The 24,985-nt window shown below is 64.8% G+C and carries 26 protein-coding genes and 1 pseudogene; 12 read left to right on the top strand and 15 right to left on the bottom strand.

Annotated elements, in window-relative coordinates:
- Positions 1-42 precede the first annotated feature (42 nt).
- The 4 genes from B1756_RS00940 to B1756_RS00925 all read right to left on the bottom strand — a co-directional run bounded on the left by B1756_RS00940 (position 43) and on the right by B1756_RS00925 (position 3,194).
- Complete coding sequence (locus B1756_RS00940; protein ID WP_086886841.1) at positions 43-1,503, bottom strand: DEAD/DEAH box helicase family protein; 1,461 nt, start codon at positions 1,501-1,503, stop codon at positions 43-45.
- 75 nt (positions 1,504-1,578) lie between these two features.
- Positions 1,579-1,974 (bottom strand): type II toxin-antitoxin system VapC family toxin, encoded by a 396-nt coding sequence (locus tag B1756_RS00935; protein ID WP_086886840.1) that lies wholly within the window; start codon positions 1,972-1,974, stop codon positions 1,579-1,581.
- Complete coding sequence (locus tag B1756_RS19765) at positions 1,971-2,231, bottom strand: AbrB/MazE/SpoVT family DNA-binding domain-containing protein (RefSeq protein ID WP_086886839.1); 261 nt, start codon at positions 2,229-2,231, stop codon at positions 1,971-1,973. The genes B1756_RS00935 and B1756_RS19765 overlap by 4 nt, the downstream gene beginning before the upstream one ends.
- A gap of 90 nt (positions 2,232-2,321) precedes the next feature.
- On the bottom strand, positions 2,322-3,194 hold the full coding sequence (locus B1756_RS00925) for an SDR family oxidoreductase (protein WP_086886838.1): 873 nt from the start codon (positions 3,192-3,194) through the stop codon (positions 2,322-2,324).
- 217 nt (positions 3,195-3,411) lie between these two features.
- Here B1756_RS00925 and B1756_RS00920 point away from each other — a divergent pair, with 217 nt between their 5' ends.
- From B1756_RS00920 to B1756_RS00905, 4 genes are all read left to right on the top strand, one after another.
- Complete coding sequence (locus B1756_RS00920) at positions 3,412-4,581, top strand: nucleotide exchange factor GrpE (RefSeq protein ID WP_086886837.1); 1,170 nt, start codon at positions 3,412-3,414, stop codon at positions 4,579-4,581.
- Positions 4,582-4,837: 256 nt separating this feature from the next.
- Positions 4,838-6,760 (top strand): molecular chaperone DnaK, encoded by a 1,923-nt coding sequence (dnaK, locus tag B1756_RS00915; RefSeq protein WP_086886836.1) that lies wholly within the window; start codon positions 4,838-4,840, stop codon positions 6,758-6,760.
- Between the two features lie 191 nt (positions 6,761-6,951).
- Positions 6,952-8,013 carry a zinc-dependent alcohol dehydrogenase family protein gene (locus B1756_RS00910; RefSeq protein WP_086886835.1) on the top strand — a complete coding sequence of 354 codons (1,062 nt, stop codon included), beginning with the start codon at positions 6,952-6,954 and terminating at the stop codon, positions 8,011-8,013.
- A 726-nt stretch (positions 8,014-8,739) separates the two neighbouring features.
- Positions 8,740-8,955, top strand: a complete 216-nt coding sequence (locus B1756_RS00905; RefSeq protein WP_086886834.1) for a hypothetical protein — start codon at positions 8,740-8,742, stop codon at positions 8,953-8,955.
- A 148-nt stretch (positions 8,956-9,103) separates the two neighbouring features.
- On the opposite strand, the pseudogene gvpM reads toward B1756_RS00905, so the two are convergent.
- The 9 genes and pseudogenes from gvpM to B1756_RS00860 form a co-directional block, all read right to left on the bottom strand.
- Positions 9,104-9,325 (bottom strand): annotated as a pseudogene (gvpM, locus tag B1756_RS00900) (gas vesicle protein GvpM); the annotation flags it as partial.
- 6 nt (positions 9,326-9,331) lie between these two features.
- Positions 9,332-10,357, bottom strand: a complete 1,026-nt coding sequence (gene gvpL, locus B1756_RS00895; RefSeq protein ID WP_086886832.1) for a gas vesicle protein GvpL — start codon at positions 10,355-10,357, stop codon at positions 9,332-9,334.
- Positions 10,354-10,698, bottom strand: a complete 345-nt coding sequence (locus tag B1756_RS00890; protein WP_086886831.1) for a gas vesicle protein K — start codon at positions 10,696-10,698, stop codon at positions 10,354-10,356. The genes gvpL and B1756_RS00890 overlap by 4 nt, the downstream gene beginning before the upstream one ends.
- Entirely contained in the window at positions 10,695-11,300 is a 606-nt protein-coding gene (gene gvpJ / locus B1756_RS00885) for a gas vesicle protein GvpJ (RefSeq protein WP_228434429.1), read from the bottom strand. The genes B1756_RS00890 and gvpJ overlap by 4 nt, the downstream gene beginning before the upstream one ends.
- Positions 11,301-11,428: 128 nt before the next feature.
- Entirely contained in the window at positions 11,429-12,424 is a 996-nt protein-coding gene (locus tag B1756_RS00880) for a hypothetical protein (protein WP_086886829.1), read from the bottom strand.
- Entirely contained in the window at positions 12,421-12,993 is a 573-nt protein-coding gene (locus B1756_RS00875; RefSeq protein ID WP_086886828.1) for an Hsp20/alpha crystallin family protein, read from the bottom strand. Before B1756_RS00875 ends, B1756_RS00880 begins: the two co-directional genes overlap by 4 nt.
- Positions 12,990-13,244 carry a gas vesicle protein GvpF gene (gene gvpF, locus B1756_RS00870; protein ID WP_086886827.1) on the bottom strand — a complete coding sequence of 85 codons (255 nt, stop codon included), beginning with the start codon at positions 13,242-13,244 and terminating at the stop codon, positions 12,990-12,992. The genes B1756_RS00875 and gvpF overlap by 4 nt, the downstream gene beginning before the upstream one ends.
- A gap of 2 nt (positions 13,245-13,246) precedes the next feature.
- A complete protein-coding gene (locus B1756_RS00865; protein ID WP_086886826.1) occupies positions 13,247-13,867 on the bottom strand; it encodes a GvpL/GvpF family gas vesicle protein in 621 nt (206 codons plus the stop codon).
- 237 nt (positions 13,868-14,104) lie between these two features.
- Positions 14,105-14,503, bottom strand: coding sequence for an SPW repeat domain-containing protein (locus B1756_RS00860; protein ID WP_086886825.1), 399 nt, complete (start codon positions 14,501-14,503; stop codon positions 14,105-14,107).
- A gap of 167 nt (positions 14,504-14,670) precedes the next feature.
- Here B1756_RS00860 and gvpA point away from each other — a divergent pair, with 167 nt between their 5' ends.
- From gvpA to B1756_RS00825, 7 genes are all read left to right on the top strand, one after another.
- On the top strand, positions 14,671-14,952 hold the full coding sequence (gene gvpA, locus B1756_RS00855; RefSeq protein WP_086886824.1) for a gas vesicle protein GvpA: 282 nt from the start codon (positions 14,671-14,673) through the stop codon (positions 14,950-14,952).
- A 6-nt stretch (positions 14,953-14,958) separates the two neighbouring features.
- The gene (gene gvpN, locus B1756_RS00850) at positions 14,959-15,984 is read left to right on the top strand and encodes a gas vesicle protein GvpN (protein WP_086886823.1); all 1,026 of its coding nucleotides are present in this window, start codon (positions 14,959-14,961) and stop codon (positions 15,982-15,984) included.
- Positions 15,985-16,032: 48 nt separating this feature from the next.
- The gene (gene gvpO, locus B1756_RS00845) at positions 16,033-16,605 is read left to right on the top strand and encodes a gas vesicle protein GvpO, halophile-type (protein WP_086886822.1); all 573 of its coding nucleotides are present in this window, start codon (positions 16,033-16,035) and stop codon (positions 16,603-16,605) included.
- A gap of 146 nt (positions 16,606-16,751) precedes the next feature.
- On the top strand, positions 16,752-17,075 hold the full coding sequence (locus B1756_RS00840; RefSeq protein ID WP_086886821.1) for a CHY zinc finger protein: 324 nt from the start codon (positions 16,752-16,754) through the stop codon (positions 17,073-17,075).
- A 319-nt stretch (positions 17,076-17,394) separates the two neighbouring features.
- Complete coding sequence (gene mutS, locus B1756_RS00835) at positions 17,395-20,202, top strand: DNA mismatch repair protein MutS (protein WP_086886820.1); 2,808 nt, start codon at positions 17,395-17,397, stop codon at positions 20,200-20,202.
- A gap of 563 nt (positions 20,203-20,765) precedes the next feature.
- Complete coding sequence (locus B1756_RS00830; protein ID WP_161493134.1) at positions 20,766-21,104, top strand: hypothetical protein; 339 nt, start codon at positions 20,766-20,768, stop codon at positions 21,102-21,104.
- A gap of 52 nt (positions 21,105-21,156) precedes the next feature.
- A complete protein-coding gene (locus B1756_RS00825; RefSeq protein WP_086886818.1) occupies positions 21,157-22,476 on the top strand; it encodes an RNA-guided endonuclease InsQ/TnpB family protein in 1,320 nt (439 codons plus the stop codon).
- 175 nt (positions 22,477-22,651) lie between these two features.
- Here B1756_RS00825 and nucS read toward each other — a convergent pair whose 3' ends face one another.
- Entirely contained in the window at positions 22,652-23,470 is an 819-nt protein-coding gene (gene nucS / locus B1756_RS00820) for an endonuclease NucS (RefSeq protein ID WP_228434428.1), read from the bottom strand.
- Between the two features lie 237 nt (positions 23,471-23,707).
- On the opposite strand from nucS, the gene B1756_RS00815 reads away from it, so the two are divergent.
- The gene (locus B1756_RS00815) at positions 23,708-24,289 is read left to right on the top strand and encodes a twin-arginine translocation signal domain-containing protein (RefSeq protein ID WP_086886816.1); all 582 of its coding nucleotides are present in this window, start codon (positions 23,708-23,710) and stop codon (positions 24,287-24,289) included.
- Between the two features lie 17 nt (positions 24,290-24,306).
- On the opposite strand, the gene B1756_RS00810 is transcribed toward B1756_RS00815, so the two are convergent.
- A complete protein-coding gene (locus B1756_RS00810) occupies positions 24,307-24,810 on the bottom strand; it encodes a DUF7984 family protein (RefSeq protein WP_086886815.1) in 504 nt (167 codons plus the stop codon).
- Positions 24,811-24,985 lie beyond the last annotated feature (175 nt).

The following is a 24,985-nucleotide window of genomic DNA, read 5'->3' as shown; positions in this document are numbered from 1 at the left end:
CCGTGACGATCTCGGTGGTCGGCAGTTCGACGTCGACTCTGGTCATCGGCCACCGTTCCGTCGCCGACTCGAGACGCGTTCTTCGCCCGTTTCCGCCGCGACGACCTCGTAGAGGATCGCCCGCGAGTCGTCGTCGTTCGGCCGGAGGATCCGCCCCAGTCGCTGGGTGAACTCGCGTTCGCTCCCGCTACCCGAGAGGACGACCGCGACCGAGGCGTCGGGAACGTCGACGCCCTCGTCGAGCACGTTCGAGGTCGCGATCCGGGTGTAGGTCGCCTCGCGGAAGCGCTCGAGGATCTCACGGCGTTCCCCAGCGCCCGTCTGGTGGGTGATCGTCGGGATCAGAAAGCGCTCGCTGACCTCGTAGGCGAGGTCGTTGTGTGCGGTGAAGACGATCGTTCGTTCGTCGCGGTGGTCGTCGAGGATCGACTCGAGGGCCTCGAGTTTGTTCGCACTGCCGTAGGTGATTTCGCGGGCGCGCTGGCGTGCGAGTAGCGCCTTCCGTGCCTCGGGGTCGTTTCCCGAGCGCATGACGAGTTTCTGGTAGTCGCTTCCGCTCTGCATCGAGATGTTCGATTTCGCGAGATAGTTCGCGAAGACCTCCTGGTTGCGGTCGTACTCCTCGCGTTCCTCGGGGGTGAGCGACACCTCGAGTCGTTTGACGTCGTAGGGTGCGAGGTGGTTGCCGGCGAGGTCCTCGGGCGCTAAGCGGTGGACGACCGGGCCGACCAGTTGCTCGATTACCTCGTGGGCCTCGTCGGGGCGTTCGAACGTGGCCGTCAGGCCGAGTCGTGCGGGTGCGGCGAGCAGGCGGGCGATTTCACGGTAGCCTTCGCCACCGAGGTGGTGGACCTCGTCGAAGACGACGAGGCCGAACCGGTCGCCGACGGAATCGGCCTTGAGGTAGGCCGAGTCGTACGTCGAGACGGTGATCGCCTCGAGTCGCTGTTCGCCGCCGCCGAACCGGCCGATGGGGCAATCGAATTCAGCCTCGAGTTCACTGATCCACTGCTCGAGCAGGTCGATCGTCGGCACCACGACGAGCGTGGGCACGGCGAGTCGTTCGATCGCCTTCAGCGCGATCACGGTCTTCCCGCTGCCGGTAGGCAACTCGAGGACGCCCGCGGGCGCGGCCTCGAGTTCCAGTTGGCTTCCCGAAGCGCTCGAAGCTGCCCAGTGGTCCGTCTCGAGCCACGCATCGAGGGCCGCTTGCTGGTAGGAACGCAGTTCGTAGGTCGACTCGAGGTCGCCGACGGACTCGAGCGAGCAGACGCGATCGTCGAGGTTCGTCGGCGTAACAGCGGCTGACTCGAGGAGGCCGCGCCGGACCGCAGCGTACCGGTGGGCCGGGACGCGGTGGCCGTCGGTGCGGTGGTCGGCCTCGAGGTCGGAGACGCCATCAGCGATTTCACGGGCGATGTCGCCCTCGAGTCCGTCGATCCGGACGGTCCCCTCCTCGAAACGGAGGGCGATCGGCTCGGCGTCGGGACTCGAGTCGGTCACGTCAGAAACAGGGGAACGAATCGACAAATACTGACTGGATCGCAGTGACGACGATGTCAGTGTCGAAGAGACCGATCAGATTCCCTCATCTTGGGACCTGTCGTCTTTTTCCAGTTCGATTCGATCATCAGTGACCTCGTCAAACGCGTTGTCGGACGACACAACTGGATCGTCGTCGGCGTATGCGAGGTGATACGCATCGAACGCCGTGAGACCGTCTTGTTCCATGTAGTCCGCAGCTTGAAAAAGCACGTCCTCGTCCTCCTGAATCGACGCGATCTGAAGGGAAAGACTGAGCGCTTCCAAACGGTCAAACGCGAAGCGATCAGATATAACGAGCAATTCGAGCAACGTCGCACGAGAGGTGTATATTTCGCCCTCGTACTCTCGAGCGACCGATACCGCTCGCTCCTGGAGCCAGTCGTCGTCCTTGACGAGCGCGATGAAAAAATCGGTATCGGCGTAAATCATCGCCCCGACTCACTCGAGTCACGTAGCGCGGCATCTCGGGCGGCTTCGCGAGCTTCTCGTTTAATCTCGGGGATCGACCGATCGTCGAAGGCGTCACCAAATGCGTTGCGGAGACCTTCGATCGGGTCGTCAGCGAGAGGAATTAGTTCGATCCGGTCGTCAAGTTCGACGACTCGATATCGATCGCCGTGTTTTTCTCTAATCTCGTGTGGGATGACGATTCGGCCCCTGTCGTCAGCTTCGGCTGTTTTACTCACGTGGTGAACGTATGTGGGAAGGAGATATAAGCTTTCCCACGATAGTGGATCGGCTCCCCAGAAACGGGCTCAGCGCCCGACCGCTCCGAGTTACTCTTCGTCGGGCCTCGAGTAGTCGGGATTCGAGATCATCGCCGAGAGCGGTTCTGGATCGCCCTCCGTCAGGTTGTACTCGGCGAAGTCCTCGAGGCCGGCGTCCCTGAGCAGGTCCTCGTCGTAAAGTGCGTTGCCAGTGAACTCGGCGGGATCACGGTTGAGGATCTCGAGGACAGTGTCGGAGACGATCTCGGGGGTTCGCCAGTCGTCTTCGGTGCCGAGGCCGAAGTGGCGCGTCGCGCGCGTGTCGATGGCTGTGACGGGCCAGAAGGCATTACAGCCTACGTCGTGACCCGAGAGTTCGCCGGCCAGTGAGAGCGTTACGAACGTCATCCCGAGTTTCGACCACGCGTAGGGGCCACTGCCGGGACTCCGGTCGACCTCGATCGGCGGCGCGTTCGTGAGCACCCACGAGTCACGGTCGATCGACTTCAGGTGGTCGGCGAACGCCCGGCAGACGAGGTAGGTCCCGCGAACGTTGACGTCGGTCATCAGGTCGAACCGGTTGGGCGGCAGCTGTTCGGTCGGAATGAGCTGGATCGCACTCGCGTTGTTGATCACGATGTTGACCTCGCCGAAGTGGTCAATCGCCTGCTCTGCGGCCGCCTCGACCTGGTCTTCGTCGCGGATATTGAGCTGGATCGGCAGGGCCTCTGCCCCGCGGGCTTCGACCTCCCGGGCGGTCTCTTCGATCGACCCCTCGAGATCGCGTTCTTCGCCGTAATCGTCGTTCTCACTTGTCTTGCCCGTCGAAACGACGTTACAGCCCTGCTCGGCGAGGGCGAGTGCGATCGCCTTGCCGATTCCTCGCGTCGTCCCCGTGATGAATGCTGTACTCCCGGACAGATCGGGTTTTTCGAGTGCCATGAACGTCTGCTTCAGGTTCGACTACATTAGTCTATGTGTTATCACCCAGCACGTTTCTTCGAGTTGTCTTTCCCTCACCGTGCCGTCGATGCTGCGCAGTCCGGTGGTTTTCCGCTCGAGATCTCCGCTCGAGGATCAGGTATCGGCCGACGGTGCGACGATGGTGGCTGCGTGCGTGACCTCAACCCTTTTAGTATCGCTGTGCTTTGGGCCGACTATGAGCGAAGACGAGGGCACGACCCCTACCGCCCAGGGTGTCCCGTCCGCAGACGAGGCTGACGACCAGCCGGGCGAGGCGCGAGGTGAAGCGGACGTGGCCGACGAGAACGTCGCCAGTTCGGCGGCTCCCACTGACGACGATGCCAGCAGTGGTGCCGACGAGGCGGCGCGATCGGGAGCCGATGCGTCCGCTGGCCCCAGTTCTCCGTCCGAGTCGGCATCGGCGGACGCCGACGACCCAGTGTCGTCCGGAACGGACGCCGGTCCCGAGACGAGCGCCGACGTCGAGGACCTGCTCGAGCGCATCGGCGAGCACGACGACGACCTCGCCGCCCAGGTCGCGGCCATCGTCGAGCAGGCGCGCGAACTCGCCGGCACCGTCGACCACCAGCAAGCAGAACTCGAGGACCTGGCCGAACGCGTCGAAGCCCAGGCCGAGACGGTCGCCGACCTCCAGTCGACTCTCGAGCAACGGGAGGCTGCACTCGAAGGACGTGACGAGGAGATCGAGGACCTGAAAGCCCGGCTCAAGCGCAAGCAGGCGGACTTCCAGAACTACAAGAAGCGAGCCAAGAAACGTCAGGAGCAGATCAAAGATCGCGCGACCGAGGACCTCGTCGAGCGGTTGCTCGGCGTCAGGGACAACCTGAAACGCGCCCTCGGTGAGGAGAGCGACGACGTCGAGGCGCTGCGCGAGGGCGTCGAGATGACTCTCCGGGAGTTCGACCGCGTGCTCGAAGACGAGAACGTCGCCGAGATCGACCCCGAACCGGGAAGCGAGGTCGACCCGCAACGCCACGAGGTGATGATGCGGATCGACAGCGACCAGCCCGAGGGAACGATCGCCGACGTCTATACGCCGGGCTACGAGATGGGCGAGAAGGTCATCCAGACCGCACAGGTAACGGTCTCGAACGGCGAACTCGTCGACAAGGCGAGTGCGGAAGAGGCGGGCGACGACAGCGAAGCCGACGAGTCCGTAGACGAAGCGGTTCAGGATTCAGAGACCGCAGTTTCCGGCGACGACACCGGATCGGAAGACGACGCCGAGGCAGCGGCCGGGGCAGGTTCCGCTGGGAACGACGAGATCGAAGACGACAGCGAGTCGGTCGACGCTTCCAACCCCACTGCCGAGGGCGACGAGTCAGCCGACGACGCGGCCGACTGACCGGCTGCGTTCGAATCACCTGAGGCCAGCGACGAGTAGCGATTGTTCTGGATTCACTCACCTCCGAGCGGTCGCCCCCGTTTGATCGGTGATCAGCCGGCCGGGTTCGGCCGCTTCGGTCTCGCGACGAGATACTACGGCGGAGGTTTCAGAAACACCGGGTCCAGGACGGCTCTCGAGAACGGTCGCGACGTTTAATTCGGCCCCTCGAGCGGGCTAGTAACGTTTAAAACAAAGTGCGCACAACGGACGCGTAATGGCGAGTAACAAGATTCTCGGTATCGACCTGGGAACGACGAACAGTGCGTTCGCAGTGATGGAAGGCGGTGATCCGGAGATCATCGTGAACGCCGAGGGCGACCGGACGACGCCTTCGGTCGTCGCGTTCACCGACGACGACGAACGGCTGGTCGGAAAACCGGCGAAGAATCAGGCGATCCAGAATCCCGAGCGGACGATCGCCTCGATCAAGCGCCACATCGGCGAGGACGGGTACACGGTCGAGGTAGACGACGAGGAGTACACGCCCGAGGAAATCTCGGCGATGACCCTCCAGAAGATCAAACGCGACGCCGAAGACTACCTCGGCGAAGAGGTAGAGCGCGCGGTCATTACGGTGCCTGCATACTTCTCGGACCGACAGCGCCAGGCGACCAAAGATGCCGGTGAGATCGCCGGCTTCACCGTCGAGCGCATCATCAACGAACCGACGGCCGCGTCGATGGCTTACGGCCTCGACGACGACGCAGATCAGACGGTGCTCGTCTACGACCTCGGCGGCGGAACGTTCGACGTCTCTATCCTCGACCTCGGCGGCGGCGTCTACGAGGTCGTCGCGACCAACGGTGACAACGACCTCGGTGGTGACGACTGGGACCACGCGATCATCGACTGGCTCGCCGACGAGTTCGAGGCCGAACACGGCATCGACCTCCGCGAAGACCGACAGGCCCTCCAGCGACTCAAAGACGCTGCCGAGGAAGCCAAGATCGAACTCTCCTCGCGCAAGGAGACCGAGATCAACCTCCCGTTCATCACCGCGACCGACGATGGCCCGATCCACCTCGAAGAGTCGCTTACCCGCGCGAAGTTCGAGTCCCTGACCAGCGATCTCATCGACCGCACCGTCGAGCCGACCGAGCAGGCGCTCGAGGACGCCGGCTACTCCAAAGACGACATCGACGAGGTGCTGCTGGTCGGTGGCTCGACCCGGATGCCACAGGTCGCGCAGAAGGTCGAGGAACTGACAGGGCAGGAACCCCAGAAGAACGTCAACCCGGACGAGGCCGTCGCACTCGGCGCGGCGATTCAGGGTGGCGTGCTCTCCGGCGAGGTCGACGACATCGTCCTGCTCGACGTCACGCCGCTCAGCCTCGGTATCGAGGTCAAAGGCGGTCTCTTCGAGCGACTGATCGAGAAGAACACGACGATTCCGACCGAGGAAGGGAAGATCTTCACGACCGCGGTTGACAACCAGACCTCCGTGCAGGTACGCGTCTTCCAGGGTGAACGCGAGATCGCAGAGGAAAACGAGTTGCTTGGGGAGTTCCACCTGACCGGCATTCCGCCAGCGCCCGCCGGCACCCCACAGATCGAGGTTACCTTCTCGATCGACGAGAACGGCATCGTCAACGTCAGCGCGGAGGACAAGGGCACCGGCGAGTCCGAAGAGATCACCATCGAGGGCGGCGCCGGCCTCTCCGACGCCGAGATCGAGCAGATGCAACAGGAAGCAGAAGAACACGCCGAGGAAGACCAGAAGCGCCGCGAACGCATCGAAGCCCGGAACACGGCCGAGGCGACGATTCAGCGCGCCGAGACGCTCCTCGAGGAGAACGACGAGGAGGTCGACGAGGACCTCCGTGACTCGATCGAGGCCGCGATCGACGACCTCGAGGCGACGATCGACGACGGCGACGCCGACGCCGAGGACATCGAGGCTGCGACGCAGGAACTGAGCACCGAACTGCAGGAGATCGGCAAGCAGATGTACCAGCAGGCCGCTGGCGCCGAGGCTGGCGCTGGCGCCGGTGCTGGTGGGGCTGGTGCTGGCATGGGCGGCATGGGTGACATGGGCGCCGGTGCTGGCCCGAACCCCGGCCCACAGGGCGCCGCAGGCGACGACGAGGAGTTCGTCGACGCGGACTTCGAAGAGGTCGACGACGAAGACGAAGACTGACCGATCGGCTACCCCGACTCGCCTGTTTTCCCCTGATCGCCCTCCGGTCTGCGGTTCTCGACTGCTGACCCACCGCGTACCGGCCGCTCGCTCGAACCGTCGTGTTAGCGAAAGAGAACTCTGGTAGGGTTTATAATCGTTGATAATTATATCTAGCACATTTTTATGTTCGTTTCGAGAACGCCTGAACTATGCGAGCAGCTGTACTCGAGGAACACGGGGAACCACTCGTCGTAAAAGACGTCGACTATCCGGAACCGGCCCCGGATCAGGTGATCGTCGAGACAGAAGCCTGCGGCGTCTGCCGGAGCGACTGGCACGCCTGGCAGGGCGACTGGAGCTGGGTCGGGGCGGCAGTTCCGGAAGGGCAAATCCTCGGACACGAGCCTGCGGGCGTGGTCGCCGAGGTTGGCGAGGACGTCGAGACGCTCTCGGAAGGTGACCGGGTCGCGGTGCCGTTCCACCTCGGCGACGGAACCTGTCCACACTGCCGTGAGGGTCGTGCGAACAACTGTGAGACGGTCGTCCCGCTCGGTCTTTCCGGCGTCGCACCGGGGGCGTTCGCCGAAGCGTTCCCGGTCCGCCAGGCGGACTACAACTGCGTAAAACTCCCCGAAGACGTCGGGTTCACCGAGATGGCTGGTCTCGGCTGCCGGTTCATGACCGCCTATCACGCACTGGCCGATAGAGCCGACCTCCGGCCGGGCGACTGGGTCGCCGTCCACGGCTGTGGCGGTGTCGGCCTCTCGGCGATCCACATCGCCAGCGCCCTCGGTGCCCACCCCATCGCCGTCGACGTCCGCGACGACAAACTCGAGCGCGCCGAAGAACTCGGGGCTCGTGCGACGGTCAACTCGACCGAGGTCGAGAACACGGCCCAGGAGGTCAAGGCCATCGCTGGCGGCGGCGCCGACGTCTCCATCGACGCGCTGGGAATCGCCGAGACCTGCCGGAACTCCGTCTCCAGTCTGGGAACCCGCGGAACGCACGTCCAGGTCGGGCTGACGACCGGCGAGGAACAGGGTCAGATCGACCTGCCCGTCGACGTCATGACGATGCAGGAACTGGACTTCCACGGCTCCTTCGGGATGCCGCTCGTGCGCTACGAGGAGCTGTTCAACCTGATCGCACAGGGGACCCTCGAACCGAGCGAGGTCCTCGGCGAGGAACTCTCGCTCGAGGAAGCACCGGAGACGCTGGCCTCGATGGACAGTTACGAGACGATCGGTATTCCGGTCATCACCGAATTCTAGACCGTTCGGAGACGCCGCTTCTCTTCGAATCTCGATACCAGGGCGGGGGCGGGAACCCGCCCCGGCTGAGAGACATGAGCACGCTCGAGTCGCTTTCGAGGCCACGCTCGAGCGAGGGTGTCTGGATACGAACGCGTGAACGGCCGGTCAGCACGTCACGGGCCGAAACTGACGAGCGTCAGCAACGGTGAACGTACCGCGTCCACATCCGGCGGGGTGTCGGTCCCCGCAGTGGTATCGATGGGGATCTCCTGCTTTGTAATGGGTGCTATTGGAAATCGATAGGCATCACAATCGTCGAGAAGGTACCGGTTACGACGGCGGTCGGCCTGCCCGGTTCGATCACTGTTCGAGGGAATCGGACACGGACAGGCTATACCGCACCGGTTTCTCTGCCCGACGCGATAGCGATCAGCCCGGGGGTTGTGACGGGTCGCGCTGTGACCGACTGCGACACCACGAGGGCGAGGTTACCGATCGGTGTGAGATCGACGGGAGCGGCGAGACAGACACTCGGCGAGTCGACTGCCTGAGCGAAAACTGGTACCTGCCAGACGCCGTGAGTATGGACCCCTTACCGGTTACGCAGTGGCGCGATTCGCCGGTACAGGCGGTCGATGGCTCGTCGTGTGGAACCCCCTTTTCGGGCGGTAATTCGGCCGTATTCTGTACGCACTTTCGAGTACAAGCCGGATAACTACAACGGGTAGCGACTATCGGTCGGGTATGATCACCTGCGCCAACTGCGATACGCCGCAGTTTCTGCAGATCACGCAGAGTCGCGTCTACTTCGAAGACGGAGAGATGATCAACGAGATAACCGAGACGTACGAGTGTACCCTCTGTGGTTCGACCGGCCAGTACGTCTACGACGAGGACCGAGACGAAGAGACCGTCACCGGTGACGTCACGCTCACCAAGGAGCGACCGAAGTTCGCCTGAACACCAGTCCACGCCCAGCGCCCCGATTCCTGTACCAGGACCGTACCGATTCCTCTCACGGTCCACTCGAATCGCGCTCGGCACCGATTCGATCTCACCTCGAGCCACGGGCTGTTCTCGAACTCGAAAGTCACCACCCGCCGACCTACCGCCGACGGGTGATTGCGGATCGACGCTGTTCGACGTCCCACTCTTCGAAGAGGCCGTACTCGGTCATCGTCTTCATCCCGGCGATCGCCGCGGTCAGTTTGATCCCGACAAGTGGCACGTCGGCCACCGAGACGATCACGTCGGCCCGAAGGATCGCGCCGTCTCTGAGCAGCACGTCGATGACGTCCACGAGCGCCTCGTCGTCTTTCCGTGGTTGCACGCGTGCTCACCTCGAGTGTGAGGGGCCGGTCTCGGGACTTTCACGTTCCTCGCCCGGACCGCCGAGTTCCGGTGCGAACGTGTACGGCGGCCACGGTCCGGTGAACCTGATCTCGAGGCCGTCCATCGCGGCGAACTCGTCGAGGACGGCTCCGACCGCCGATTCGTCCGTTTCGTGGGCCAGAACGGTGAACCGACAGCAGGTCTCTCCGGTTGCATCGCCGTTACCCCCACCCTCGTCGCCCGCTCTCTCGCCCGACTCGTCGTCGAGCGACACCGACGGTGACCGCTCGAGTGCGTGGACCTCGCGTGCGACCGCCGAGAGCCGCGCCTCGAGGTCCCCGGCGATCGACTCGCGGCGGGCCGCCCGGACCTCCTCGAGGCGCTGGTCGCGCCGTTTCTCGAGGAGGAACGCGGTCCCCTCGCCGGCCTCGTCGATCTTGGCCTGGAGCTCCTGGAGCCGTTCGTCCCGTTCGATCAGCGTCTCGTCGTCGACCGGGTCGGCGTCGACGACCTCGATTCGGTACTCCCAGTGACCGGCGAGCCCGTCGAGCGCCTGCTCGAGGGTCGAACGCTCCTCACGGAGCCACCCCTCGAGTCGATCATCGCCGCCCCGGAAGACAGTGTCGAACTGGAACGGAATCGGCGTCCCGAAGGCTTCACCGGCCGCGTCGACGACGGTCTGGTGGCGAACCAGCCAGCGTCGAATCTGGGCGAGGTCGGCCGAGTCGTACAGCGAATCGCACTCGTGGACGACTGCCCCGATGCCAGCCTCGGTCACGACGGACAGCGATTCGCCGTCGATGCCGGTCACCTCGAGTAGCTGGCCGTCGCCCGTCTCAGGGTCGTCGACCTTGACGAGGCAGTAGAGGTACCGGCCGTCCTCGATCTCGGGGTAGTCGTCGGCCCTCGGATCGGTGATATCGTCCGACTGGGTGTCGGCACCCGAGTCGCTACCGTCGCTCGGCTGGGCGTCCACCTCGGGATCGGTCGTCGACCGTGCGTCGAGGTCGTCAGTCGCGTCACGACTCATCGGTCCTCACCTCCGAACACCGAATAACCCGGCCGATTCGTCGGCCTCGCCTCGCCACTGAGCTGTTCGATGGCGTCCTCGACCAGCCCGTCGAGGTCTCCGCGAAGATCGTCGACGCCGTCTTCGATCCCCTCGTCTCGCTTGAGCTGCTCGATCTCGGCTTCGATCGTCGCGAGCTGGCTTCCCAGCCGCTCGATCTCCTCGTCGGCGAGGTTCCCCGACTCCATACGACGGATCGCCTCGCGCTCGAGCGCATCGAGCAGGATCTCGACGACCGTGACGACGAGCGTGAGCAGCCCCTGGCGGGCGTCGTCGCCGTCGCCGACGTCGATCGTCGTCATCCGTTCACCTCCTCGTCGTCCTCGAGCGCGTTTCGAACGTCCTCCTCGATCCCGTCCTCGTCCCCGTCCGCGCCCACATCTCCGGCCTGGTCCCCATCGTCGCCGATCGGATTCACAGATCCGCTTACCGGTTTACGTGGCGAGGGGCGCCGTCCTACCCGGTCTGCGCTGCGCTCGGGAATCCGAATCGGCCCCTCCTGCTCGTCTTGCTTTTCCCCGTCGCCATCGTCCGCGGACGCGGTCTCGCCGGTTCCGCCGGCCTCGTTCCCGGGCGCGTCGACTGGTTCCTCGTCTTCAGCCGACGAGACGTTGACCGATCGCGTCGGATCGATCGCCGGATTCGGGCGGTCCATCTCGGCGAGTTCGGGCTCGCCGACGGCCTCTGCAACCCGGCGCATGTCCGTCCCCTCCGGGAACTCGAGGCCGTACCTGGCGGCGGTTTCGAAGGAGGCGATGGCGGCCCGGAGCTGGACGCCGAGGAGCTGGGTGTCACCGATCGAGACGGCGATGTCGGCGTTGATGACGATGCCTTTGTCCAGCAGCATCTCGACGACCTCCGCGAGGTCGGTCTTCTGGCGGCTGGGCTGGAAGTCATCGACCACGGGAATCACCTCCGGCGGCCGGCCGGGTCGTTGTCTTCGTCCGGTTCGAGACGCCTCGCGCGTCCGCGTTCGTGTGTGGTGGATCGGTCATGACTGGTTGTGACAGCAGGGCAGTCGACTGGGTCGGTTCACATCGGGTCCCGGGTGGTCTCTTCCGCGTCCGCCTCGCGTTCCTCGTTTTCCTCGCGTCGTCGCTCCCGTTCGCGCGCGAACCGATCGCCGTAGATGCGCTTCCGGCTCGGGGCCGTCGAGAGCCTGACGTCCTGTGGAACCGTCGAGTAGTTGTCGACGGTCCCAGCGGCCGATCGATGGGTCGGCATCGTCGACGCCGCCGTCGGATTTCGGGACGTCGAACTCCTGTCCCGCCGCCGCGTCCGCTCGCGGTTGTACTCGACCAGCCGCTCGAACTTCTCGTGGGCCTCGAGCAGCGCCCACCTGACGGCATCGATCGCCTCCATCGCCTGCTGCTGGATGAACACCTGGTAGGCCTCGGGATCGGTCGTCGGATCGGGTGCGCCGAGGGCCTCCTTCGCCTCCCTGGCACCGAGATCGAGGTCCGTCTCGAGGAGGCTGTCCTCTTCGCCCTCGTCATCGCCGAGAAGTGGCTCGTCGCCGTCCGAGACCGCCGACGCGGTCTCCTCGAGCAGCCCGGCGTCGTCCTCGTCGCCCTCTTCGGCGAGGGTGCCGACGGCGTCCTCGAGTTCGTCGGCTTCCCCCCAGAGGGTGGCGAGGTCCGTCGCGTCGAAGGCAGCGAGGAGGTCGATCGCCCGGAACAGTTGCTGGAACTCGACGGCGTCGCCGACGTCCGTCTCCTCGTCCACCAGCGCAGCGGGGATCTCGCCGGTCTCGATCCCCTCCAGGAGTTCGTCTTCGTCGACGGCCTCCGGGAGATCCGACAGGTCGACGGTCTCGAGCAGGTCGATGGCTGCGCTGGCGACGCGAGCGATGGTCTCGACGTCGCCGAGCGTGGAGTCGACGAGGTCGTCGTCGAGGGAATCGGCGATGTCGGACTCGTCTCCGAGTCGATCCTCGAGATTCGAGAGGCTGGTTTCGGCCTCCTCGAGCAGGTCGTCGAGGGTGTCCTCGTCCAGGTCGGCGTCCGGGACAGTGGTCTCGTCGCTCATCGGTCGTCCCCCTGCTGTCGGTCGATGCGGACGGTCAGGACGCCGTTTTTGAACGACGCCGTCGCATCGCGACTCTCCCACGGGATGGCCACGCGCTCGACTTCCGCGCCCGCGACGGCGACGACCAGCCGCGAGTCGTCGAAGCCGACGGTGACGTCTTCGGGGTCGACTCCCACGAGGTCGGCCACGACGTACAGTTCGTCGTCGCTCTCCCGGGTCGTCACCGCGTAGTCGTCGTCACGATCGACGCCACGGCTGGTGGATCGGCGACGAGAGTCCGTGCTGTCCCGGGGACCGCCGCCGCCGGGTCCTGCCGGGGTGCGCCCGGGGCCGCGGCGCTCGTCGACGCCCACGTCGGACAGTGCGTCCTCGATGGAGCCGATCGAGATGCCGAACTCGAGCGACCGTCGGCCGTCCGGGCTGTCGCGGCTCCCCCGCGTGGCTAAGGGGCCGTTCTCGAGGGCCTCGAGTACGGCCCGGAGGCTCGAGAGCCAGTCGGTGTCGAACTGGTCGTCTGCGTCACGGTCGCGATCTGGGTCTCGATCGTCGTCGGTGGGGACGTCACTCATCGTTTCACCTCGACGCGGCCGCTCGTGAGTTGCTCGTGGACGTCTCTGGCGAGTTCGAGGTCGGCCTCGAGTTCCTCCTTTCGTGCGCGGTACTCCGACTCGGATCGCTCGCCGAGTTCGTACAGCAACTGGTTCTCCTTCAGGTCGTTCTGAATCTCCTCGATGTCGTACAACTCCTCGAGGGCCATCGAGTGGAGCGCGTCGACGATGCCGACGAAGGGACGAAAGAGCAGGTCGTCGAGGACCAGCATCGTCACTGCACCCCGATTTCGACGTCGACGAAGCTGTACGGTGCGAACGGCCCCGAGTACTGGAACGTGAGGTCGTCGTGGCGATCCTCGAGTTCGGCGACGGCTTCGTCGAACTCTTCCCGGTCGTCGCGGTCGACGAGGTACGACCGGTTGAGCACCAGCCGGTCGCTGAACATGTCGTTTGGGACCGACTGGGCGGCGATCGGCTCGAGCGTCTCGGCGACGGATTCCTCGATCGGCTCGGCGTCGACGTCGTCGTCTTCGTCCCGGACCACTTTCAGGCCGAGTTCGATCCGTCCCTCGACGTCGTTCAGGGCGCGACGGAACGCGGGTCTGGCCCCGCGGAGGACGTTCTTCAGGGTCCGGTCGCTCTCGAAAGCCATCCCGAACTGCATCGGGACGACCGACCGGCCGCCGTCGCGATCCATCACCTCCCGGAGGACCTCGTCGTGGCGGGTGGCGTCGTCGTCGGTCTCCTCGAGGTCGGTCGTCTCGACGTCTGAGACGATGGCCCCGAGGCGGCGATGCGAGATCGTGTAGACGTAGTCGCCACCGCGGACGGCGTCGGCCTCGAACTCGACCTGCTCGCCGTCGACGAGGCCGTAGACGTACCGGCTCGTCATCGGACGCACACCTCCGGCGGGTCGGGGTCGCCTCGAGGTCGTCGCGCCCGGAGCGGTCGGGTGCCGGTACCGCGGTCCCCGAAAGCGGCGACTGTGACTGTGGTCGGAACTCGAATCACGGTCTAACGGGACGTGCTTCACGGACGCGCCGCCTCACCGTGGTGCTTGCAACCGCAGCCTCTCGCCAGTCACTTCCACGTATTCACCGCACGGACGACAGCCGTGACCGAGGGCTACTCAGGCGCCAGCGGCGGTGGTCTGGGAGACCTGCCAGCCGCCGTAGGCGCTCGCCGCACCGAGGACCGCCACGACCGCCCCGAGGACGACGGACGCCCACAGTAGTGGCCCGCTGACGTCGAAGACGAACGGCGAGGCGACGACCCACAGCCCGACCAGCAGGACCACGATCGGCGCGAGAAACGCGGGGAGTCGACCCCCGCCCGGGACAGCGGCCGCGTAGGACCCCGCCACGCCGATCAACACGCCAGCGACGACGTTGTTCGGAACGATATACCCCGTTCCGGTGAAGAAGATCCCGGAAAAGAATATTACTGCGCCCAGTCCAGCCGCGAGACCCGCCGTCCGGGTTGCCATCGGTCCTGCCGCCTCGAGATCGCGATCGTCACCGTCGGTCATATCCCTGCGTCGACGGGGTCCGGAGTAACTGTGGTGCCGGCACAGGTCGACCGTTCACAACGCTCGCCGGAGTCACGCTTCGATCGGCTACGAGCTGCTCTGCAACTGGCTTGCACGCGCAGCGCCAGCCCAGTTGGTCGACCACCGGGAACGACGGAGTAGATAGCATGGCATCACCACAACGGCGGCCCGACTCGTCGAGCCTCGCGGAGGTACTGGATCGCATCCTCGACAAGGGTGTCGTCATCGACATCTGGGCCCGAGTGTCCGTCGTCGGCATCGAGTTGCTCACGATCGAAGCGCGTGTCGTCGTCGCCTCGGTCGACACCTTCCTGCACTACGCGGAGGAGATCGCAAAAATTGAGCAAGCCACCGCAGAGGGCGACCTCGAGGAACTCGAAGAACTCGAGGTCGAACAGCGACCCGAATCGTCGCCGCAATCTGCATAATCCCGAATGGCAGACCACAGCTCGCGCGAGCGCAAGGTTCGAGGTCGCAAGATCAGGAGCGATCGGTCGTCGAAGGAGGGCCGGAGAGCGAAGAAAGACCTCGCGCGCAAGGCCTCGAAGGCCCGCGAGACGAACGGGGACACCGCGCTCGCCGATCCGGGCGAGGTGGCACCCGAACCGTTCGTCGAGACCGACGCCGTCGACACCCTGCGCGGCCGGATCACGGGCTGGCTCGAGGCCGACCAGCCGGTCCACCTGATCGGGCCCACGGGCTGTGGAAAGACGGCGCTCGCGCTTTCCGCCGCGGCCGAACGCGGCCGACCCGTCGTCTGGCTCAACGGCGACGAGTCGGTCGACACTGCTGCGCTCGTGGGCGACCACGCCGGCGGCGAGCGCTACCGGGAAGACGACCGGTTCGTCAGCGGCGTCAGCAAGCAGACCGAAATCGTCCGCGAGCGGTGGGTCGACAACCCCCTCTCCGTGGCGGTCCGAGAGGGCGCGACGCTCGTCTACAACGAGTTCTCGCGCAGCGATCCCTCGGCGCACAACGTCCTGCTATCGGTCCTCGAGGAGGGCGTCCTCGAGCGACCGGGAAAGCGTGGCGAGGATCGCTCGATCGACGTCCACCCCGAGTTCCGGGCGATCCTCACGTCGAACGACGTCGAGTACGCGGGCGTCCACCGGCAGCAAGACGCGCTGCTGGACCGATTCGTCGGCGTCCACGTCGACTACTACGACGCCGAGACCGAGCGCAAAATCGTTCGCTCGCACGTGGACCTCGCCGACGAGGACGTCGAGACGATCGTCGAGGCGACGCGAACGCTGCGCGGGGATCTCGACGTGGTCGTCGGGACGCGGGCGGCGATCACGGCCGCGAAGGGACTCGCGGTGTTCGGCGGGAGCGACGAGGCCGACGTGTTCGACGACGGGGTGCTCGAGGAGGTCTTCACGGACGTCCTCTCACCGAAAATTGCCGGCGAAGGCGCAGACGGCGTCGACGAACTCCGATCGAAGATCGCCGGGGCCCTCTGAGGAATCGGACGACAGACCAGTACCGAGGGAGACCCAGTATCAAGGGCAATGGCCGAAGCCGACACCAACGACTCGACCGATCAGTGTGTAGCGCTCACCGAGAGCGGAGAGCGCTGCTCGCGGCCAGCCACCGAGGGCGGGTTTTGCTTCCAGCACGACGAGAGTGATCCGACAGTGAGTGAAACAGAGACAGAATCAGCACAATCGGAGTCCGAGCACGAATCGGAGGCCCAGTCCGACGAGGCCGAACAGGAATCCCAGCACCGAAGCCGGAGTCTCGACGGCGTCGACATGACAGCCGAGGAGAAGACCGACCCGGAGAGCGTCGACGCAGACGAGGACGTCGACGCCGACGAGTCGATCGAGGGCGTCCTCGCGGTTCGCCGAACGGTCGAGGCGACGGCGGGCGAACTCATCGGGCAGGAGTTCGACAGCGTGACCGAAATCGTTCCCACGGAAGATGGCTGGCGCGCGATCGTCGACGTGATCGAACGTCGATCGGTCCCGGACACCCAGGACGTGATGGGGCGGTACGAGGTCGAACTCGACGAAGACGCCACCGTCCACGGCTACCGCCGCCTCGATCGCTACCGGCGCGGCGATACGGCAGCCTTCGAGTGACTCGGTGATACGGCCGTCACCGAGTGAGATGGCACCGCCGGCTCCGAGAGGTGCGCCGATGACGCCCACGAAGAGCACTGGCGACCTCTCGGCTCACGGATCGAAACCACCACGTCACTCGAGGGCACACTCGTTCTCGAGCGACCGTGAGTGAGCGATCCGTCCACGGTGTCGACGTCGGCCCCGAGACGCGCTGTGCCCACTACCACACCGACCGCGACGTCGTCGCCTTCCGGCTTGCCTGCTGTGACCGATACTATCCCTGCTACCGCTGCCACGAGGCCGTCGCAGATCACGACGCCGTCCCGTGGCCGCGCGCCCGCTTCGACGAGCCCTCGGTGCTGTGTGGGGTCTGCGAGACCGAACTGACGGGTCCCGAATACCTCGAGAGCGAGTACGCGTGTCCCTCCTGTGATGCATCGTTCAACCCGGGGTGTGGGGCCCACGCCGACCGATACTTCGAGACCTGACACTAGCGGCTCGAAATTCTCACGTTTGTGGAATACTCGAGCGTGTTTACGTTTTCGAACGGTGAGAGGTGATCGTGGTCGATTCGGTTCCTCGAACCGGATCACCACGTGACTATCACCCCTTACGACGACCCGGCGCTCGATACGGCGAGCGCCTGTCCGGTGGGAGCCGGGAGAACTCGTGGTCAGTCAGGAGCAGTCGACCCCGCTCGGCTACTCGCTACCGGCTTCCCACCGTCCGCGGTCAGTTCTTTCGAACTCGTGTGTCCACTCGACCAGCAAGGTATTTCCGCATCCGGCGTCGGGTTCACAAACGACTATGGACCCGGCGCTTGGCCCGCCAGATGCGATGGCCGAGAAACGCGACGAACTGACGCCGATGATGGCGCAGTACCACGACCTCTGTGCGCGCTACGACGACGCGCTCGTGCTCTTCCAGGTCGGGGACTTCTACGAGACCTTCTGTGAGGCTGCCGAACGGACCGCTCGCCTGCTCGAGATTACCCTCACCAAGCGCGAGGACTCGACCGGCGAGTACCCGATGTCCGGCATTCCCATCGACAACGCCGAGTCCTACATCGAAACCCTGCTCGAGGCCGGCTACCGGGTGGCGATCGCCGATCAGGTCGAAGAACCCGGCGAGACAAGCGGCGTCGTCGAACGAGCCGTCACGCGGGTGATCACTCCCGGAACGCTCACCGAGGACGAACTCCTCTCGAGCGCGGACAACAACTTCGTCGCGGCGCTGGCCCGCGGGTCTGGTGACGAGTCTGGGGCGGAGAAACCGAACGCCGAACTCGCCCTCGCCTTGCTCGACGTCTCGACCGGCGACTTCCTCGCGACCAGTTCCGGCTCGCGGGAGTCGATCGCCGACGAGATCAGCCGCTTCGACCCGGCAGAGGCCGTCGTCGGCCCCGACGCGCCGACGAACCTGCTCACCGGCGAGTGCATGGTGACGCCGTTCACCGAGCAGGCCTTCGATCCGGAGTGGGCCCGCGAGAAACTCGCGGCGTACGTCCGCAATCCCGACGCCATGCTCGCGAGCGAGGCCGAGATCCGCGCCTGCGGTGCGGTCCTCGCCTACGCTGAATACGTCAGAGGCGGGGCGCACGAAGGTGAACGTGGTGAGCCGGCCGATGACGACGATTCCAACGCCGACGCCGGCGACGACCACGTCCGCGCTGCCGACCCTCGACTCACAGCCCCCGAAGAGGCCCGCCTCGAGTACATTACCCGGCTCACGCGCTACGATCCCCGCGAGTACCTTCTGCTCGACGCCGTCGCCCTGCGGAGCCTCGAGCTGTTCGATCCGCGGGCGGTCCACGGCCGCGCGGACGCGACGCTCGTGGGCGTCCTCGACGAGACGGCGAGCGCTCTCGGTGGCCGCACACTTCGCGGCTGGATTCGACGGCCGCTGCTCGAGCCCGAGCGAATCGAGGCGCGGCTGGACGCCGTCGAGGAACTGACAGGAGCGGTCCAGACTCGCGAACGACTGCACGACCTCCTCCGGGACGTCTACGACCTCGAGCGGCTCATCGGCCGGATCTCTCGAGAGCGAGCGAACGCCCGCGACCTGCGGTCGCTCCGTGATACCCTTGCCGTGGTTCCGGCAATCAGGGAAGAACTCGAGGACGCCGACTGTGACCGGCTCTGTCGGCTTCACGACGCGCTCGATCCGCTCGAGGACGTCCGGGAGTTGATCGAGGAGTCGATCGTCGAAGCGCCGCCGATCGAGATCACCGAGGGCGGCATCGTCGCCGCGGGCTACGACGAGACCCTCGACGAGTTACGGTCGACCGCCCGCGAGGGCAAACGCTGGATCGACGATCTCGAGGACGACGAACGCGAACGAACCGGGATCGACTCGCTGAAAGTCGACTACAACGCGGTCCACGGCTACTACATCGAGGTGACGAAGCCGAACCTCGAAGCCGTCCCCGACGACTACGAGCGCCGTCAGACGCTGAAGAACGCAGAACGGTTCGTCACACCCGAACTCAAGGCCCGCGAGGACGAGATCGTCAGCGTCGAAGAGCGCGCAGACGAACGCGAGTACGAACTCTTCTGTGAGGTCCGCCGGTCGGTCGCCGACGAGGTCGAACGGGTACAGTCGCTCGCGGAGGCGCTGGCGACACTCGACGCGCTCGTCTCGCTCGCGACCGTCGCTGCCGAACACGGCTACAGTCGACCCGAGATCGTCGCTGGTGGGAGCAGTGCGGATGGCACCGCTGAGGCGGGCGACGGGGGCGGCCTCGAGATCGAGATCGAGAGGGGACGCCACCCCGTCGTCGAACGCACACAGGAGTCGTTCGTGCCGAACAACGCCAGGTTGTCACCGGATCGACGGGTCGCGATCGTCACGGGCCCGAACATGGCAGGCAAGTCGACGTACATGCGACAGGTCGCCCTGATCGTGATCCTCGCGCAGATCGGCAGCTTCGTCCCGGCCAGATCGGCCCGGCTGACGCCGGTCGATCGGATCTTCACCCGCGTCGGCGCGAGCGACGACATCGCGGGCGGCCGCTCGACGTTCATGGTCGAGATGGACGAACTCGCGACCATCCTCCGGGAGGCCGACGACCGCTCGCTCGTCCTGCTCGACGAGGTCGGCCGCGGCACCTCTACCGCCGACGGACTGGCCATCGCCCGAGCGATCACCGAGTACGTCCACGACGACGTCGGCGCGACGACGCTCTTTGCGACCCACCACCACCCGCTGACCGAACTGGCGGCGGACCTCGAGAGCGCGTTCACCCTCCACTTCGACGTCGACCGGGTCGACGGCGAGGTCACGTTCGACCACGAGGTTGCCCCGGGAGCGGCGACTGGCTCCTACGGCGTCGAGGTCGCGAGCGCGGCGGACGTCCCCGACCCGGTCGTCGAACGGGCTCGAGCGCTGGTCGCGGAGGCCGCCGACGATGACGACCGGACCGACGCCGAGCACGACTTCGCGACTCCGTCGGCCGATGCCGACGGGGAATCGGCGACGACCACTCGAGCGGCCTCCGACGGCGGCGACGACCCGACGGACGTCGCGGCCGAACTCCGGGCGGTCGACGTCGCACGGCTCACGCCCGTCGAGGCCCTGACCGAACTCGATCGGCTGAAGCGACTGCTCGAGGAGTGAACTCGCGCCCGGCTCATCTTTCGGGTCGGTGAATACATCGTCGTCCTCGTCCCGGTGCGCGAAAACGAGAAACGTGACGGGGGATAGCCCAGTCCACACGAGTTATGTACGTTGGCTAATAACTCGCGAGTACGCTGATGGCACACTCGAGCGCCGCCCACAGTGTCTCCAGAACCATCACCGGTATCCCTGGATTCGTGATCGCTACGGTTCTCGTCGCAGGGGTCTCGCTGGTCGGATTTGGACGTCTCTGGGCGGCCGTCCTCGGGACCGGGCGATCGCTCCCGGGGGCGACAGTGCTCTCGATCGGGACCCCTGTTCGTCGTCGCGTACGTTGCCCTCGCGCGTGGTGACGGCAGGTCGAGACGCCTCTCACTCGAGCGGTCCGTCCACCTGCTCGGATTTCTCGGCGCTGCAGTCGCCTTCCCGCTCACCGTCTGGCTCGTCGTCACTGGCGTGCTCTCGGTCCCTGTCGGAACGGCCGTTGCCTCGAGCATCGCGACACGGTCGTCTTCGCCCTCGCAGCGTCGGTCGCCGTCTGCTCCGCACTCGGCGTCCTTGCGGTGGGCTCGAGCGCAGACTGGGCGCTGACGCTCCGGATGTCCGGCTCGATTCTGTTGCTCGCGCTCGTCGTGGTCGGCTTCCTCGCTGGAGTCTGGGCCGTAGTCTACCTGATCGGACTCCTCGTTGCCGCACCGATTGCCCCCTACGCGGCATCGGCCGGGACCGCGGTTCTCGTCGGCGCACTCGCTTATAGAATTCTAAGGCGAATACACCCGCCTTCCCGTGAGGAGGGAGGGTTCCGACAGTCGTCGGAACCGAGTGACGAACAGGCGGGTGATGAAGCCGACACGGTGAGCAACAATCCACCGGCTACACTACTGCTGGATATTCCACGCTAACAACAACATTTACCTTTCAAATCAATATAACCACTTATAGAGACGTTCCACAATGCTGGACATTCACCGGACGTACAGAGCGAAAATCCGCAACCATTCACAGGTTGCAGACTCGCTTGACCGTCACGGGTGGAGCGCCAGCAAGCTCTGGAACGTCGCTAACTACCACTCCCGCAACGTGTGGGAGGAAACCGGGGAGATCCCCGACCACGGCGACCTGAAAAATGAGTTGAAGAGCCATCCAAAATACAAGGGACTGCACTCTCAGTCCAGTCAGCGCGTTCTGGAAGAGCTCGCTGAAAGCTTCAACTCGTGGTATGGGAAGAGGAAGTCAGACTGTCGAGCGAATCCTCCCGGCTACCGCAAGAAAAACTACTACGACAACGACGGCAACCGCGTCCACGAAGAGCACCCGCGTTCGACGGTGACGTGGAAGCAAAACGGCATCAAACACGACACGAAGAACAACCGTATTCGTCTGTCAAAGGGTGCGAATCACAAGGAACACCCGAAAGCATGGGAGTACATCCTTGTCGAATACGAAACTCGCCCCGACATCAGCGTCGAGAACGTACAACAGGTTCGTGCTGTCTACGACAAAGCGAAGAAGCGATGGGAACTTCACCTCGTGTGTAAAGACGAGATCGAGACACCCAACGCACCCGGAACCGAGACAGCGGGTGTCGACCTCGGCATCAGCAACTTTGCGGCGGTTGCCTACAGCACCGAGGAAGCAGACCTGTACCCCGGCAATCGCTTGAAGCAAGATGGGTACTACTTCCCAAAGGAGATTGCCAAGTGCGACGATTCTGGTGGCGATGAAGCCACACGACTTCATCACAAGTGGTCGGAGCGCCGCACCCACTTCTTTCACAGTCTCGCCAAACACATCGTCCAGCGGTGTGTCAAGAACGGTGTTGGCCAAATCAACGTCGGTGACTTAGATGGTGTCCGCGAGGATGAAAATGGCGAGTCGAAGAACTGGGGAAAGCACGGTAACCTTGACCTGCACGGGTGGGCGTTCGACCGCTTCACGAAGATTCTCACCTACAAAGCAAAAGTCGAGGGAATCAAAGTCGTGGAAGTATCTGAGCGCGACACGAGTAAGACGTGTTGTGTCTGCGGTAGAGAAGATGATAGTCAGCGCGTCGAACGTGGATTGTACGTCTGTGAGTCGTGCGATGCGGCGTTCAACGCCGATGTGAACGGGGCGGAGAACATCCGTCTCGAGTTGAACCAACGTAACTCCGAGTCTTCGGCCAGTTTGGGCGAGGATAGGAGTACCGGCTGGTTGGCACAGCCCGGAGTCTACCTTCATGACTTGTCCCACGGATTCTCACCGAGGGAACAAGTGGTAGACTGCAAACCCTAATATCCCAACTCAGCGGTGCGGTGCCGTGGGATTCCCGCGTCTTTAGGCGCGGGAGGATGTCAACAGGAACTCACCAGGGTCGGTGCCGTCGAGGCGCGTGCCGACGCGACGTCGTCGACGCCCGGGGACCTGCCCGACGTGTACGCGAGGACTCCCGCGGCGGTCACGGCGACGATTAGGCGGAACCGTCGGCGTCGGTCGATCCCTCGAGCGCGACGAACTCGAGGCCGTACCGGGCGAGCAGGCGATCCGCGCGAGACGTGACGGAGGGGGCGACGAGAACGCCACGAACGGTCGTCTCGGCGTGGAGGTCACGATCGAGGGCGTCGACGTACCGCCGAAGCTGGCTCACCGCGTCCGGTCCAGCGCGGCGGGACTTGAGTTCGACGACGACGGTGCGACCGGCAGCGTCCTCGCCGTAGACGTCGACCGGACCCGCGGAAGTCCGCCGTTCCGTCGCCAGCGGCGTGAAGCCGGGCTCGAGCAGGTCGGGAGCCTCGAGGAGCCGGTGTCGGAGGTCGGCTTCGGTCGGGGACTCGCCGTGTGTCTGTCGAGTCGTCTCGGCCTCGGGCGGTTCGTCTCGTTCGTCCGTTTCGACGACGTTCACGTGCAGGACCGTCTCGACCCGAACGCAGAACGTCTCCGAACGCCGACTCGAAGACGATCGAACTGATTTCTGGTCCCGCTCGACGACGAGGCGATCCGACTCGAGGCACACCGTGAACGCACCTCCCGTGCCCGACGTCGCGAGCGGACTCCGCCCCTCGAGTCCGTGAACGAGGGCGGTTCCATCGGGTTTGAACACGCAGACGCGGGTCGGAGCCGGCCTCTCGATCGATTCCGAGCCGTCGACCCGACAGCGACCGACCACCGTGCAGAGCGCGCCGTGATCGAGTGCATCGACGATAGCCTCGTGGGCGGTCGCAAGTGTGGGAGACTCGAGGCTCACGGTGGTCGCCCGGTCACCGGGTCGGGTCTCGTCGGAGCTGGACACGATCGATCGTTCTCCGCGGGTGGGGAAAAACGACTCGACCACGTCCATCCGACGTGCCGGACTCCCGTGAGGTGCCAAACTGATGGCAACTCGCGTAAACTGATAGTAAGTGGCGTTGACTGGAGGCAGCGGGGGATGGCACAGGTGGTTTCGAGAGCCCTCGACGACCCTGATCTGTATCGGTAACGAAGAACGTCGGAAAGGCTTATTCGTGCGGAGTGTCGAGGCCGGGACGTAATGAAACGAATCCAGAATCGTCGTCGGTTCCTCCAACTGGCGACGGCTGGTGCAGCGGCTTCGGTCGCTGGCTGTAGTGATCTGCAACCATCGACCGACGACGGTTCTGAACCCGAGACCCCCCAGGAACAGGGGGACGGCGACGAGATCGACCCCGATGACGTAAGCGACACGGCGCTCACCGCACTCGTCCAGCCCGACCCCGACGAACTCGCCGAAATCGAAGCCGAGATCGTCGAACAGGTCGAAGCGGGCGAACTCGACCAGATGCAGGCCCAACAGGAGATGCAACGGCGTCAGATGGAGATCATCGACGACCTCGCCGATTCGTTCCAGTCGACCGCAGCGGACGCAGACGCCTATCACGTCGAAGCGTCGATGCCCGACCAGGGAGCCTTCCTCGTCGACGGCGACGCCGAAGCGCTGGTCGCTCAACTCAACGACGGTGCGGTCAGCGCCTTGCTTCCGAGTCAGGAATATGTCGAGGCCCAGGAGGCCATGGCCGCCCAGCCCGACCCCGACGAGATGGACGAAGAAGCACTCGAGGAAGAGCTGCAAGAACAGGTCGAAGAACAGGGCTGAAGACCCTACACTCTCGTTTATTCGTGGGTCTGGTCGCCACGGGCGGGTGAGAATGGGCTCTCCCGTTCGGTCCAGTCCCAGCCCGGTAGTCGCTCCTGAAATCCAGCCGCGAGCGCCGCCTCGAGGTCGTCGACGCCGGCTGGTTCGTCCGGTTGACCGTGGACCTGCAGGTCTGCGTAGTGGAACGTCGCCTCGCCGAGGGTACGAAGTGGCTGGGAGCCGGCGATCGTCGCGGCGAGTTCGCGGCCGAGGAGTTCGTCGACGACGAATCCGGGATAGTCGCCCTCGACGTCGAGGTCGCGCAGGAGTGCGACCAGCGCGGCGACGTTGACCGCCAGATCACCGTCGGCGAAGACGGCGTCGACCTCCGCGCGGTACTGGACTTCGGTCACGTCGTCGACGTCGGTCTCGAAGATCGTTCCGAGGTCGTCTCTGACGTCGTTGATCACCGGGACGACGCGATCTGCACGGTCTGCGATCCAGTCTCGTTCCGTTCGAACGCGCTCGGGTGTGAGTAACATACTGCTCGAATGGCCGGTTCGTCACCGAATGCCCTTGCTTTTGCGAAGGCTTTTATACCCCGCAACAAATAGCGTCAGGTAAGCGGGTTCTCTCTGGAATTGTCCCGCACAGATCAGGACACTCCACCCTGGGAGCGGTCGTCACACGGCGAACGGAGAGACAGATGATCCGGAT

It is taken from the genome of Natrarchaeobaculum aegyptiacum (assembly GCF_002156705.1).
In the GTDB taxonomy this organism is placed as follows: Archaea; Halobacteriota; Halobacteria; order Halobacteriales; family Natrialbaceae; genus Natrarchaeobaculum; species Natrarchaeobaculum aegyptiacum.
The sequence above is the reverse complement of the archived record's forward strand: the minus strand, read 5'-3'. Positions and strand labels throughout refer to the sequence as shown.